The 15,132-nt window shown below is 48.8% G+C and carries 6 protein-coding genes; all 6 read right to left on the reverse strand.

The annotated features are described in order from the left end of the window. Nucleotides 1–702: 702 nt before the first annotated feature. Nucleotides 703–2,070, reverse strand: coding sequence for a tetratricopeptide repeat protein (locus R3D00_31025; protein MEZ4777648.1), 1,368 nt, complete (start codon nt 2,068–2,070; stop codon nt 703–705). Nucleotides 2,071–2,154: 84 nt separating this feature from the next. After that, nucleotides 2,155–7,224 (reverse strand): glycosyl hydrolase, encoded by a 5,070-nt coding sequence (locus tag R3D00_31030; protein ID MEZ4777649.1) that lies wholly within the window; start codon nt 7,222–7,224, stop codon nt 2,155–2,157. Nucleotides 7,225–7,230: 6 nt separating this feature from the next. Further along, nucleotides 7,231–9,204 (reverse strand): alkaline phosphatase D family protein, encoded by a 1,974-nt coding sequence (locus R3D00_31035; GenBank protein MEZ4777650.1) that lies wholly within the window; start codon nt 9,202–9,204, stop codon nt 7,231–7,233. Between the two features lie 160 nt (nt 9,205–9,364). Further along, nucleotides 9,365–11,683 (reverse strand): GH92 family glycosyl hydrolase, encoded by a 2,319-nt coding sequence (locus R3D00_31040; GenBank protein ID MEZ4777651.1) that lies wholly within the window; start codon nt 11,681–11,683, stop codon nt 9,365–9,367. A 77-nt stretch (nt 11,684–11,760) separates the two neighbouring features. After that, nucleotides 11,761–13,815 (reverse strand): MMPL family transporter, encoded by a 2,055-nt coding sequence (locus R3D00_31045; GenBank protein ID MEZ4777652.1) that lies wholly within the window; start codon nt 13,813–13,815, stop codon nt 11,761–11,763. A 107-nt stretch (nt 13,816–13,922) separates the two neighbouring features. Beyond that, nucleotides 13,923–15,068, reverse strand: coding sequence for a DNA polymerase IV (gene dinB / locus R3D00_31050; GenBank protein MEZ4777653.1), 1,146 nt, complete (start codon nt 15,066–15,068; stop codon nt 13,923–13,925). Nucleotides 15,069–15,132: the final 64 nt, after the last annotated feature.

Consider the following 15,132-nt stretch of genomic DNA (forward strand, 5'->3'; position numbering starts at 1 on the left):
TTTGGTAGGGGCAATCCCTTGTGGTTGCCCCGCATCACCATTAATCAATGGTTGCCCCATATCACCATTAACCAATGGTTGCCCCATATTTTGTGGGTTATCCCCGGTTTCATCGGGGGTATCCACGTTTGCACCAAAAATATCCACGGTTTCATCGGGGGTATCCACAAGGGATACCCCTACCGCGACCGTATTTTCGTTATTTGGGGCGACCTCAATGGTCGCCCCAACGATTTCCAAAATGGCGTGGAAATGGTTGGGCATTACGATGTATTCGTGCAATACAATATTTTTAAACCGTGCTGGCAATTTCAACCATTGGGTTTCCACCATTTTGCCTGCATCATTTAAAATCATTTCGCCTTGTGCGGGCAATCCCTCGTGGTTGTCCGGTTGGGGCAATCCCTCGTGGTTGCCCCTTTCGTGCGCAACTATTTCCCCAAACAAACATGCCCTATTCTGCACACATATCGTAATAAAATACAAACCTGCCTTCGAATAATCGTACCCTTTCAAACGGATAGACCTGCGATGGTGAATTTCGGGGTTGTAGGATGAATTTTTTTTCATCTTGGGTTTATGGGTTGTGCGAAAAAATCATGCTAAGAAAACCAACGCTTTAGCTTAACAATAAAATCGGGATCACTGTATCCTTCCTTTTTCAATCTCGATAATGATGATGGTCAAAAGAGGTGAACGCCGTTAGTCGCTACTGCGTCTTCGCCAAAATCGCAATCCGCTAAGGATGAATACGCTCAAGATGAACGCGATGATAGAATAAAACCATTTATAGCCTGTGCTGTTTTTTTCTTTGCCATTTTCACCAGATAGAGAAGGGACATCAAACAGACTGTCAATCACCTTTAACTGGTTACTATCCATCAATACCTGTGGGTTGAGGATATTTCTGTATTCAACATTTTTTCCAATAGTTGTATCCCAATAGTATCCAGTAGCTGTTCTCCAAATATATTTACCATCTGTATCCTCCCCACTCCCATGCTGAATCCTTACTGATATTTCGGGCATTTGATAATATTTTAGGTTAAATTCCTTTTCGGGGTTTTTGCCTGAATTTATCCACCCTATTTCATCATTCCGAATTTGCAGGTAAAAATTATCCCCATCTTCCATCTCTTCTTTTAGGAGTTCTTCCAATTGATATAAAGTAAATCTATTTCCTTTTTTTTGTGTATATTGATGGAATAAAATAAAGGCAATTCTTTTATTGTAAATCTCTTTTGCCGACGTATCCTCAACAGCATAAGATGCTTTAAAGTATGCACGAGCAGCCAGCTGCCTTGCACCACTAATATAAGCTGCATTCAACAACAAATCACCCAGTGCTTCAAGCAGGATCGGGGAGTTATAATTACCGAATTTCATCATCCCCATAACTCCTGATAATGCTTTATCCAACTCATCTTCAGGAAGATGATCAATTTTACTCCTTGCAGCACTATCAAAATCCAATTTGTATTTATTTAACAGGAATGAGTAAAAATTCCCCCATTCACTCGGAGGAAAATACATCCAATAATCCGGGCCGCCATGTGTAAAAGTCGAATTTAAAGGCATCGGGATTTTTCCATCATGCATTTTACTCAAAACATATTCGGCCAGATAACGCTGATAAATTTCTCTTCCAAAATGTGCATTAGGATTAATTTCTATAGCCCTATCAATATATCTGATTCCTGTTTCATACGACCCATCATGTAGGTAAAATGTCCCCAGATTGGCGTATGTTTCATATATTCCTGATTTTATGCTGTCTTTATTCAACATAATACCAATTGCTTTTTTATCATTCCCAATCTTTGAATACGATACAGAAAGGTCATCATACAGAGCCAAACTGTCGGGAAATATTTTAAGTTTTGCCTCTCTGTCTTTTATCCGCCAATAATGAAATTCTGGAGAATGCCGGAGAAATTTACCTGAAATCAATTCAATGACACCAGGAAACTGTTGTCGCTCCATTTCAATCGTGTCATAATCCCACATACAGGCAAAAACTGCAAAGAAATTTGACATGAGTAAGATAAGGGCAAAAATCTTGCGCTTCATATTTTTGTATTGTGTCTAAAATTTGTTGATTTTCTGCTAAATATCAAAGTGTTTGCCTAAATATGTCCCCGTCCGGGGTTCCCCTCACTCCCCCGGTACCCACTCCGGGTGCTGCTTCGCCCAGTCGGGCTCGGGAAACTGCCGCAACGGCGAATATCGCTTGTACGTCTCCCACACATCGCCGCTGCCGGTTACCCGTGGATCGCCCGTTTCTTTCAGATAACGCATCAACTGCTCCGCCAGGCGGGATCTTACTGCCGCGTGTTCGGGTTTTTCTGCCAGATTGTGCAGACAGTCAGGATCGCTTTTGATACTATACAACTCCTCCGCCGGACGAAGGTCCACCGCCAAGGTGAGGTATTTGCTGTATTCGGGGCTGTCGGCTTCCTTGATCAAAAATTGTAACGTCGGACCATCATCGATATCGTGATATCCCTGGTCCCGCTGACGGGTAGAGATGTCCATCAGTCCGCCAAATTTTTCGCCCGGCCCCGCCGGCCACCGCTCGGGCTTGAAGTTGCGAATGTACAGATACTCCTCCGTACGCACACACCGCTGCGGATATCCCAGCGACCTGTACCGCGAGGACGAATGCCGCTCCCGCGCCGCATATACCGCCGTTCGCGTCGGATCTACTTTCCCGCTTTTGCCCGAAAGCCAAATACTCATCAGGCTCTTGCCTGCCATCGGGTACTCGCCGGGATGAACTACTCCCGCCGCTTCCAGCAGGGTCGGGGCAATATCCGTAAAACTGACCAGATCGTCCACCACATGCCCGCCTTTGATTTCGGCTCCCCAACGCACGGCCAACGGCACATGAATGCCGTACTCGTAAGTATTGGCTTTCGCGCGGGGAAAGGGCATCCCGTTGTCTGCGGTTACGATGACGATGGTATTTTCGAGTTCGCCGGCTTCTTCGAGCATGGCCAGCATCCGGGCAAGGTGGCTGTCAAACCATTGGATTTCATAGCCATAGTCGGCCATATCGCTACGCACCACGGGCACGGCGGGCAGGAAGGCAGGCACTTTGATTTTGGCGGGATCTATTCCGTTTTCTGCGCCAATCCCCTCCAGATACGCCCTATGGGGTTCGTGACCGCCATACCAGAAGTAAAAGGGTTCGTCGGCAGGTTTTGATTGTAAAAATTGGGCAAAATTGGCGGCGTAATCTGTCGCAGATATGCCTGCCGGACTTTCCATTTTATAGTTATTCCATTCCGGACCAGCGGGATTTTGGGTGCGACCCGATACTTGCCAGTTGCCAGGACCCCAGCCTTTGCCGGTAAAACCGGTCTGATATCCTGCGGCATCGAGCAGGTCGGGAAACGTTACATATTTTGTGGGGAAACTGCTGGCATGGGTTCCGGCTTCCTCCAGTTGCCAGCAGTTGCGGCCGGTGAGGAGCGCGGCTCTCGACGGACTACAGCCGGGCGAGGCGACAAATGCCTGGGTGAATAAAATCCCCTCTTTGGCGATCCGGTCAAATGCCGGTGTGGCAAATGACGGGAAACCGTAGGCGCCATTATGGGGAAAGGACTGATCGTCAGCAATGGCAATCAGGATATTGGGGCGTTTGGTGCGCGATCCGCTGGTTTTCTCCCATGGGGAAATATTCACTTCTGCCCGCTGCAGAACAGTTGCTTCTTCCCCTGTTATCTCAAATACAGTTCCGTGCCGGATTCCTTTGGGCATTTGCAATTCTGCCGAACGGTCTTCCCAGGTTTTGAAGTCTTTGGAAGTCAGCAAGCCGTACTGATGCTGGGTGTATTTGTCAAAATAGAGAAACCATTTGCCGTTGATCTGTGTCGCGGTTGGCCCCTCCGCCCAGTAATCTCCGGTAATGGGTTCTGATGCACGGGTCCATGGACCGGGAAGGTTGTCTGCATAGGTCAGGCGAATATTTTTCTCGGGGGTGGGAATAAGCGATTCGTTTTTGACAAACATGGCGTATTTCCCGTCTGCCTTCACGATGCTACCGTCAATGACATTAAATCCCTGATCGAAAAATAGCCGGGTCGGGCTAAAGGTCTCAAAATCTTTGGTTGTGGTAAAATACATCCGGTGGTTCTGGCCTTTGCGTTCGCTTTTGTCTGTTTTGGGAAATCGGCCGGGAATGGTTGACGACCAGAATATCATAAATTGCCCTTGTTCCTCATCATAGAGAACCTCCGGCGCCCAGCAGTTTTGCACTTTGGGTTCATGCGCCATGACGGGAATGGCTTTTTGTTCTGACCAGTGGATGAGGTCTTTCGAATGGGCATAGCCAATCGTGACGCCGCTCCAGGAGGTTGTCCATACCATGTGGTATTCGCCGTCGGGCCCGCGGGTGATGCAGGGGTCGCGCATGAGTTTTGACTCGCCGATGAGAGGGGAAAGAAAAGAATTGCCATTGTTCAGCGCCTCCCATTTTACGCCATCGCGGCTCAAGGCAAAGTGCAGTCCGTCTTCGCCATTTCCGGTGAAATAGGAAAATATATAGGCCTTATCCGAAATTGGCTGAAGGGTAACAGGGCCTATTAACCCGGACTCATAGGTTGGCCATTCGGAAGCATCAAATTTTTTGTAGTCGCGGTTGACAAAGTTGATGTCGTAGAAATTTTTCCAGTTTACGCCCTGCCGGTCGAGTTCGCGGATGCGGTTGGCGGCCAGATTGGTTACTTCTACCTGAAGGAGGTTGCCTGTAGGTTTTAGTTTGGTTAAATGGCAGGTATAGGGTGCAATCAGTCGGGTTATAATTTTTTCGCCATTGAGGTAAATAGTGGCCGTTTCTGCGACTTTTCCGAGGTCGAGCAGATAGTTTTTCCCTGTACCCGGATCATCAAAGGTCAGGCTGTATCGGGCCGTTCCGGCAAAGGATTCTTCCGACTTTCCCCATTCTGCCCAGCTGGTAAGTGTGGTGAGATTTTTTTTCGGGGGAATGGCCGGACCGCCGGAGAGGAATTCCACCTTCCATTCGCCGGTCAATGGGATATCTTGGCCTGCCGGATACTCGTACACCCAGCGGGGACCTTTGATTGTTTCGGTGAGGGCGCGCAAAATGAGGGACGCTTTTGCAGGAAGCTGGACAAATACCTGTGTTTTGTTTTTTTCGGGCGGACGTATATCGCCCAATCCGGTTTTACCGGTCATCGGATCCATGATGATCACAGAACTACCTTCCGCAGCGAGGGTAACATATCCGGAAAAAGGCTGATTGCCTTCATTGACAACCAGGTAGTACGTTCCCAAAGCATTTTTCCTGCGAATAAACCCCAGTTCGCCATTTTTACTCAAGACTTCACGCCGAACGCCCCTGTCTGCCATTTCGCGGGTTACATCCACGACAAGTTTGACCGGTGTCTGGGTGAGAATCCGCTGCCATGTCTCCACGAGAATCTGGCTATTGACGGTTTTATTTTTCCAGCCGGGGGCGAATCGGGGAATATGTTTTTCCATTATGATTTCTCCACCCGTTTTGGCCAGATTTTCTACTGCCAGCGCTGTTTCAATGGGCATATAATCACAGCCGGGAATCAGCACCAACCGATAAGCACTGCCTCCGGGTGTGACTATTTTCCCATCCTGAAATGAGCAATTCTGCAATTGCTGGTCGGAAATATAATCAAACGAATAACCCATCGATTCCAGCTTTTCGGCCATGCGACCAAATTCGCTGTTGATAAACCACTCGGGTTTGTGTACGACAAACTGCTGCTTCAAATCACCTTCCCGCTCAATGACATCGTGATAGGGCCAGTAAAGCAAAATATCATTGTCTGGTTTCCCATCCTGAAGCACAGCCTGCCCCCGTGAGATATAATCCGAAAGTGCAGGCACTTCCTTCCACAGCGGATTTTGGGGATTCATCTGCACTGAGGCGTAAAACAACCAACCCGGCCAGGGCACATCCTGCGGGGAATAGACCGTCCCGTGAAAAAACACATGATTGATTCCCCCCAGCCAGAGGTGGTCAATCGCTGCCTTCATGCTGTCCAGCCCGACGGTAAAATGTTCGCCCAGCCAGGTACAGCTTTCAGAAGATGAGTATAACCTTCCGGCTACGTGGGCAGCGGAGGACGCAAACCGATTGATCAGCCGGTTGGCATCGGGACCAGAGAGCGGACCGAAGATTTCGGTTTCAGGCACATCTGCGAGCGCATAAAGGTCGAGCAGGTTGCCGGGCGAACCATGCGCCTGGTTGCGGAAAAGGCTGCCTTTGGCATGCGCCCAATCTCTGAAACTCGTAAAAAAGTCATCCCGCAACATGATGCCCAGCACTTCGCGGTAGTCCGCCTGAATGGATTCTACTTCCATATGCCAGCCTTTTCCACTGAGAGCGGGCAAGTGCTCGCGCAAATCGTAACCCTTGATTTCTGCGAAACGGTCAAATATTTCGCGGGAAACGTCGCCGGTGTATTCAAAAGAATCGTGGAAATAGCTATGCAGCGGGCCGTGCGGCAGTGTGCCGACCCGCTGGTCATACGCTTCGAGAAACCGGGACAAAGCACCGGAAGAATAGGGCGTAATGCTATACCCCTCCCCGCCGGGGGCGGGGCGTTTGACATTCCCCCCGCGAAATACCATTTCGGCTGTCCAGATTGTCCATTCTCCTTCCGGCACTTTCCAGCGAAGGGTAGAATCTTTTCTGATTCGTCCGGAAAGATCGAGCGTTTGTCCGGGGCCGTAAGCCATGACAGACAATATTCGCCTTCCCTTAAAATCCGCTTTCCATTTTGCGCCGGGAAGCAGGGAAAGGGAAGAAATTTCCATTCGCGAGTCGGCGTCCTCCAGCTTTACCCAGGGGCCACCAGTGCGCCAACCCGAGCCGGGCGGAATATCCACGGAAAGGCCGAGTCGTCGGGCTTCTTCAAGGGTGAAGTCCAGCATACTCACCCAGCCGGGTGAGAGGTAAGGAAGGAATCGGGCTTCCTGTCCTTTTGCGCCGTAGATCGGCGTGATTTCCACCCCGCCAAAACCGGCGGCGGAGATTTGCGCCAGATTCCAGGTGATATTCGCACTGTCAACCGCGCTGCCGGGCCACCACCAGCGGGTCCAGGGTTTGGATTCCCGGGAGGATTCCGGCCATTCGAAAAGTACGGGCTGCGCGGTCAGAGAGGAAACCGTTACCAACAGAAAAAACACACTACGGAGGAAAGGGGCAATGAGGGAAGACATCCTGATTTATTTTGGGTTAGCGATTTGTAACTGACTCAAGTACAAGGTCATACGGTGAATCTCTTCATTTTCAATATTAAAAATCCTGTACGTTACCTGCGGGTCGTCCCGCCTGGTGTCAAAGTCCAACTGACCAAACGAACAGGTTTTGTTATATCCAAACAGGGCCTTAGGCATGACCTTATGTGTATGGACATTGGTCAGCTTGGAGCTCATAAATTCGTAAAAATCGTAGCCGTCAGGCCGCTCAATATGCCAGGCATCTGAGCGATGGCGATCTGCTGAGATCAGAATCACTCCATCAATTTTTTCAGACTCAATAAACGAAAAAATTTCTTCCCTTTCACCCGAATAACCATCCCAGGTATCGAGGCTGCCCGGTTTGGTACCCTTTGCCCAAGGCACAGAAGATGCAAGAATTTTAAAAGTGCCCTGGGAGGACTTCAGTTTTTCTTTGAGCCATTCTTTCTGCAGGTCTCCCAGCATGGAAGGATTTTCCTGTTCAGGGTCTTCGCGGTAGTAGCGGCAATCGAGCATAATAAAATCCACATCGCCCATGGAAAAATCAAAATAACAGCCGGGATCAGTTTCACCTCCGCCAAAGGAAGGATTCATCCACTGATTTTGGAAGAGATGCCAGACTTCGCGTTTCCAGTATGGGCTATCTTTATCCGGTCCGCCTCTTTCATCATCATAGGTAAAATCGTGGTCATCCCAGATGGCATACAGGGGAGTAGATGAGGCAAATCTTCGGAATTCGGGGCGGGACTGGCGGCGGTAATAACAGTATTGCTGAGTCGCGGGGCGTTCGGGATGATCGATATACACATTATCACCCATCAACAGAAAGGCACTGAGATTGTGTGTATTGAGGGTATCCCACATTCTTTCAAACCAGGGAGTATAACCCGCCCCACCGGCAAAGCCGATACGAAAAGCAGATTTTTCTCCTTTTTCCGGCGCGGTAGTAAATGAATAATTTCCGCCCGCCTGTTTGCCATCCACAAAGATCTGATAACCATAAGCTTTTGAAGTCTGAAGTCCCTGTACGCTCAGTTTGGCGGTAAATTCATGCTCCGCATTTGTCCAAACAGTTTCGGAACGGGCAATTTCCTCCGTGGTCGCAGGGTTAAACACTTTGGCAAATACTTCTGCCGGGCCATGGGTGCGGAGCCAGACAGAGATGCCATCGGCGGTTTTGTTACCAAGTGTAGGGCCATGAAGGACACGGGAGACGCCCAGAGAATCGACAAACTTCCGGAAATCTTCATACTGAAGCAGCGGGTCAAACATTCCGTTGAGGTTGCTGAGAAAACGTTCGGGCAGCAGCCCTTTTTCCACTGCCTCACGGGCAATATTTGTTGCGCCGGACAGATTTCCCCTTCGCGTAAGCAGCAGTGTGCGGGCGTATAAGCCTTCGGGGTCATTGGGGTTAAGCGCGAGAAAATCGTTCAGATAATTATCTGCATTGTGCCAGTAACCGGCTTCGATTTCGGAGATGGTCTCCCGGTTGAGTTTTTTGTACTGCCCGTCGAGGGTAATCTCGCGTTTTTCCTGCTTGATTTCGGTAGGAGTGTAGGGCGGAGGCGTGCGAAATTGAGAAAGCAGGGCCGCTATTTGGGTTTCGGGAAGAGGCACAATGAATGTCACTTCTTCGAATTCGCCTTTAGGGCGGCCATAGTTGGCGGTTTGAGCTTTTTTGAGCAGACTGGCAGACGCCTTTTTTCTTTTTATCACCTGTGAATGCCAGTCCAGGGAGAGCCATTCGCCGGACTTTGTTACAACCTGGAGATTACCTTCGGGGGAGATTTCGGCGAATTTCCATTCACCCGCTTCCCGGTTGTGCCAGGTATGGAGAAAACGCCCGCCATTACCGGTGAGATGTGCCGTAGAGAAATCGCCACTAAGCAGGAGGTGGTAATTTTGGGAGAACAGATTACCAGTAATCAGAAAAAGCAGGAGGAAAGGAATATTTTTCATCAGGGTTGAGGTGTTTTTGGGGGTAACAAAATATATGGTTTAGAAGGCTTCGACCTGTTAGGTTGAAATAGGTAATTGAATGACTACCTGACACTTACAATCGTCACTAATACTATCGACCTGTTAGGTCGCCGCTTATCAACCTAACAGGTCGAACCCATCACTCCCTCCCCATCTCCAACTCCAATTCCCCGCCACTCGCAAAATCCCGATGGTAAAACCACCAGCTATCCAATGGCTTTCCATTCAGGCTGGCTGCTTTTATATAGCGGTTCCGGGCAGAATTGTTTTTTACATTGATGGTAAACTTTTCGCCCGAATAATATCGCTGATCCAGATGTATGGTCACTTTGTCAAATATAGGGCTGGACAACTCGTAAATGGGTTCTTCATTTGCCCCGCCCTGCATAGAAAACAGCCCGATTTTCATCAATACAGCCAGTGACCCCATCAGCCCCTGATCTTCATCTCCGCTATACCCGCTGCTGTGATCGACGCCGCTATAGACCGAATCAATCACCTCCCGAATCCAGTACTGTGTCAGGTCTGGCCGGTCAAAATAGTTAAAAATATACCCGGTCTGCATCGAAGGCTGGTTGCCGTAGTTGATCGGTATGCGGCGCAGTTCTTCCTGCAACTCGGCATCATGCGCTTTACCGGAGGTAAATCCTTGTTTGGCGGCGGCTTCAAATGACTGATTCAGTTTTTTTGCGGCGGCTTCTTTTCCCCCCATTAATTCTGCCAGCCCGGGAAGGTCGTGGGGCACAAACCAGCTCGACTGCGCACCATTCGATTCGTTGAATCCGTGTTCATAGTTGTAAGGATCAAATGGCTCCAGCCATTTACCTTCTATATCTTTTGGACGAATCCACCCCGAAGAGGGGTCATAGATTTTTTTATACCCCTGGCTGCGGGCCATAAAGTATGCGTAGTCTTCCTCTTTTCCCATCTTTTTTGCCAACTGTGCCAGCGTCCAGTCCTGATAGCCGTATTCGAGTGTAAGACTCGCTCCGTCCTGATGAAAGCCAAACTTCCCTTCGGGAATCGGGAAAGGCACATAGCCGTTTTGCATATAGTGGCTCAGTCCGCCGCCGATAGCGGTTTCGTGTTCATAACCAGCTTTGGCCATGATGCCGCCTTCCATATGATTTTTTTTCAAGGCTGTCCACAGTTCTTCATTGTCAAATCTGCCGATACCCTTCATGAATGCGCTCACAAAAAAAGGGGTGGCCGAAGCGCCGGTCATCACATAGGTATAATTTCCGCCGGAAGGGCCTCTGGGAATCAGTCCGCCATCGCGGTACATCATCAGCATCGACTGACAAAACTCATCCACCACCTGCGGATATGCCATTCCCCAAAGGGTGTTGATCGTCCATTGGGCACCCCAGAAGGAGTCGGAGTTGTAATGGTTAAATGCGGGTTTCCCTTCGGCATTCAGCGGTATTTGCCCGATTCTCGGTGCAGGGCCCGTCATGTCTGTGTATTGGCCATTGACATCGCTGATGATACGGCGCCCTTGCAACGCATGCCACAGGTCTGTATAAAACCGCACCTGCTGGTCGTGGGTCCCGCCTTCGACTTGTATTTTGCTCAGCCAATTATTCCAGGTATCGCGGGACTCGGCGGATACTTTATCAAAATCCCAGTGGCTGAGTTCTGTGTCAAGATTCAGTCGGGCCTGGTTTTCGCTGACGTAGGAAATACCGACTTTCATCATGACAGGTTTCGATCCGGGTTGGTCAAATCTGACAATTCCTCCGCATCGGGCATCTGCGATTTGGGAGATATTTTTTTGAAGATTTTCGCCTGCCCATCCATCAAGGGACTGAAAAGGGCGATCAAACCGCGCCACAAAATATACGCGGTAAGGCTTCGGACGACGGCGGGTAGGGGCATTGGTAGTGTATCCTTCGATTTCGGTATCGCTCACTTTGCGAAGGAGTCCGTCTGTCATTTCGGAAGGGCCGAGCATCCCACCGAGGTTAAAAACGATTTCCCCTGCTCCTTTTTCGGGAAATGTATATCTGTGAAAACCGACCCGGGTTGTAGAGGTAAGTTCTGCCGTGATGTTATAGCGGTCAAGCTGCACTTTGTGATAGCCGGGTCTGACGACTTCAGTTTTGTGGCTAAAGGGAGAGGCAAAACCTTCTGCTCCCTGCAAATAATCGACTTCGCCGTTGACAGGCATGACCGATACACCGGCGAGTTGCCAGGCGTGGATATGGCTAAATCCGCGAATGGTATCCACATCATACCGGTATCCGCTGCCCCATGCGCCTTCGACGAGGTTGTCTGGGCTGAGGTTTACCATACCAAACGGACGACTCGCTGAGGTGAAAAAAAACCACCTGGAGTTGGCCGCATCGACGAGCGGATTGACGAGGTCTACGGGCGCTGAAGGGGTAGAAGCAGTTTGGGATGAATGGCTGCAGGCGAAGAAAATGGCCGGGAAGAGGAAAAGGAAATATCGAAACATAGAATATGGATGAATAATGGTGCAGGCCCGGGCTTCTGCCGGGGCGGCAGAAAGATAGGAAATTTTGGGGGAGATTATCAAAAAGCCCGGGCCCCGTTAGCTTTTCGCCCGATAGTCGCCTCTATCAGAGCCGGTAAAATGACCAAATCTGAAATAAGCGCCGCAATACAGCCGGTTACCATTGAAAGCCCTAACACGCTTACTGCCTCCAAACCGGAAAATGCCAACACGGAAAAACTGATGCCCAGTACCAGCGTGGTCATCAATACGGGCCGGCCTGAGTCGAGAATCACCTTGTCAAAATGTACATTCGAAGACTTCTGCTTTTTATATGTCGCAAGAATATGCATCGTGTCATCAATCGCAATACCAAAAGCAATAGAAAATGCCACACTGGTCCCTGCACGCAATTCTATATCCAAAAAACCATATAAAGAAGCCAGCGCCAACAAGGGAATAATATTGACGACAAGCGAAATAACCGCCTCCACAATGCCTTTGAAATATATCGACAACATGATAAAAGTGATCAGCAACGCTGTAAAAAGTCCGCGCATGATACTCCGGGAAATATCAATCGTATTTTTATCCGCCATTCTTGAAATACCGGTATAACTGATCTTCAGCTGGTCAAAGTCATGATCTGCTGCCACGGCTTGCGTAAGGCTGTCATACCTGCGGGTAGCAACCTGACTTCCTTCATCATTCATCAGACCGTAAAACCTGAAATACTTCCTGTCTTCAGTAGCTACCTTGAATTGTGCACCTTCATACGGAAGATCTTTTTGCGGGCCAACAAGAAACCGTGAATGAAAATGGTGTCTTATAAGGCTGTCCAGTCTGGGAAAAACATTATCCGGGACAAGGAGACTCCGGTCTTTTTTCTCAACAAAAATGGATAATGGCCGCGTACCGGAAAATGCATGATCAAAATATTGGGTGTTCTGTGGGATCTCAGAGTCGCCCGGAATACCCGACAGGAGATACGAATTTGTCCGTACTCCCCTGATACCCATAATAATAAAGACTGCAAAACCTGCAATGGTAACAAACTGTACAATCCGGTTTCTGTACCCTCTCGCTACCCAATTGACAATCACCCAATCCAGCACTTTATCCAGTATCGATATCGTTTGATATTTTCCCAACGGCAGGAGCGAAAACAGGGTAATGGTAAGCAAAAAAGTGTACATAACCCCTATGGCTACAAAACCACCAAACTCTACAATCGCCTGTATCCGGGTGGTAAGCAGACTGGCAAAACCAATTGCCGTCGTGACAGAAGTAAGCAACAGCGCGGCAAAGTGATAAGCGACCCGTTGGCTTCCTTCGACCGGCCCCGTACCCTTGACGATATGAATGATATCTGAGGTTGAAATGACCAGTATCAGTGTGGGCACCATGGTGGTAAACATGTTGATATGCAGCCCGAGGTATCCCATGATGCCCAATGTAAATGCGATCGAAAGCAACGGCACAACCAGTGCAATCAATAAGAGTCTGACCGACCCTAATATCAGAAAGAGAAGTAAAATGACCAGGCAACCGGTTGAGGCAAACAACCAGCCCGAATCTTCTTTCATAAATTTTTCCAGAATGATGGTAAAATAGGTTTTCCCTACGATGTGAATATTTTGCAACCCAAAGGGTTCTACACAATTTTTGACATTTGTGATCAGGGAAGCCATCGCCTCCTTGTCATCGATATTTTCATGCTGGATAATCAGTGAAACCGCAGAATGGTCATTGCTGATAAACAAATGACTTTCAGGAATCGATTCGGTCAGGCTTTTGGTAAGCCGAAGCGTTTTGGGCAACCAGTCATCGATCCAAAGGACTTTTTCAACCCCGGGCTGTTCTTTGAGTTTTTCCTTTACGGCTTTAAGTTTAACCTGAAAATTTCTGTAGTAAATACCTGAGTCCGACGCAATCGCCAGCAGAAGGAACTGATCATCATCGCCAAATATTTCCCGGTAATGATTGTATATCTCCAGATCTTCTCCATTGGCGGAGAAATAGTCATCCATTTTGTGTGAGACCTTCAGCCGGGTCATACCTCCTGCACATGCCAGGCTGGCAACCACCAATACAGCGAGAATCCAACGGCTATGTTTCAGTATTATTTCGACCATATCTTGCCCGCTGTTATATCTGTACCTGCCTAAAAACCACAACCCATGTAAAGTAGAAATCTTTCCGTAGAAGTTCAAGTAAATCAGGGCTTTACAAGAAGGAGATTCTACACCCCGATACCGAGCTGAATGCTTTTTGTTCCGTATTTTCTCCGAATATGATCCAGCGCTGTGTACAAATCGCTTTGCCGCGGAATATCCTGAAACAACTGGATCTGCTGCCCGCCCGGGGCCAGATGGCTGAGTTTTACCCCCACCAATCGCACCCGCAACCGCTTCTGATACAATTGATCCAACAGTGCCAACGCTTTCGGGATCAAAAGATCGTCGGTATATGCGTGGGAAATGGTTGCCTGTTTGGTGACGGTCTCAAAATTTGCATAACGCAACCGCACCGTAATACATGTGGTAAGCAGTCGCGCCTCTCTCAGTTGAAACGCCAGCTTTTCCGTCATCTGCACCAGCGTTTTTCTCAAAAATGCGACGTCCATCGTGTCTTCAGGAAAGGTGGATTCGGTGGATATCGATTTCCGCTCCCGCCAGGGAATCACCGGGCGGTCATCGTGCCCTCTCGCGCTTTCGTAGAGAAAATGTCCCTGTTTGCCAAATACGCCCGTAAGAATATTTTGTGGAATCAGTCGCAAAGTGGCAATGTCCCGAACGCCTCTGTAACACAGCCTATGACTGGTTTTTTCTCCGATCTGCGGAATTTTCCCGACGTGTAAGGGCGACAGAAAAGGCTCTACCTGTTTGGAAAGCAGATACTGCTCTCCATTGGGTTTGGCGTGGTTGGTTACAATTTTGGATACGAGCTTATTCACCGAAAGCCCCATCGACAAGGGCAGGTGAGTCTCTTTCATAATGCGCATACGCAAGGCATGGGCCCATTTAAAGCAGCCGTAAAAACGCTCCATTCCCGTCAGATCGATGTAAAATTCGTCGATAGAAGCTTTCTCAAACAGCGGACTTTCTTCCTGGATCAGCTCCGTTATTTCGCGCGAACATTTTTCATACGCATCATAATCGCCTTTGAGCACAACGGCATACGGGCACAGTTTTTTGGCCATATGAACCGGCATGCCGGCCCTTACCCCAAACCTGCGGGCCTCATAACTGCACGAGCTTACCACGCCCCGGTCGCTCGTGCCGCCAATAATCAGGGGAGTATTTTGTAACCGGGAATCCTGCCTCCGCTCCACAGATACAAAAAATGCATCAAGATCCATATGCACAATCGAACGCGTCGTTTCCATTTGTTTGTCCAGGTTTGTATTGCATAACGCCAATACTTTGATAATATTTTTAGTAAATATTCTA

The sequence above is a fragment of the Bacteroidia bacterium genome, assembly GCA_041391665.1.
Classification (GTDB): Bacteria; Bacteroidota; Bacteroidia; order J057; family J057; genus JAGQVA01.

Coding starts and splice junctions, on each gene's coding strand:
- R3D00_31025 (MEZ4777648.1), bottom strand. CDS start 2,070: ATGAAGCGCAAGATTTTTGCCCTTATCTTACTCATGTCAAATTTCTTT.
- R3D00_31030 (MEZ4777649.1), bottom strand. CDS start 7,224: ATGTCTTCCCTCATTGCCCCTTTCCTCCGTAGTGTGTTTTTTCTGTTG.
- R3D00_31035 (MEZ4777650.1), bottom strand. CDS start 9,204: ATGAAAAATATTCCTTTCCTCCTGCTTTTTCTGATTACTGGTAATCTG.
- R3D00_31040 (MEZ4777651.1), bottom strand. CDS start 11,683: ATGTTTCGATATTTCCTTTTCCTCTTCCCGGCCATTTTCTTCGCCTGC.
- R3D00_31045 (MEZ4777652.1), bottom strand. CDS start 13,815: ATGGTCGAAATAATACTGAAACATAGCCGTTGGATTCTCGCTGTATTG.
- dinB (MEZ4777653.1), bottom strand. CDS start 15,068: ATGGAAACGACGCGTTCGATTGTGCATATGGATCTTGATGCATTTTTT.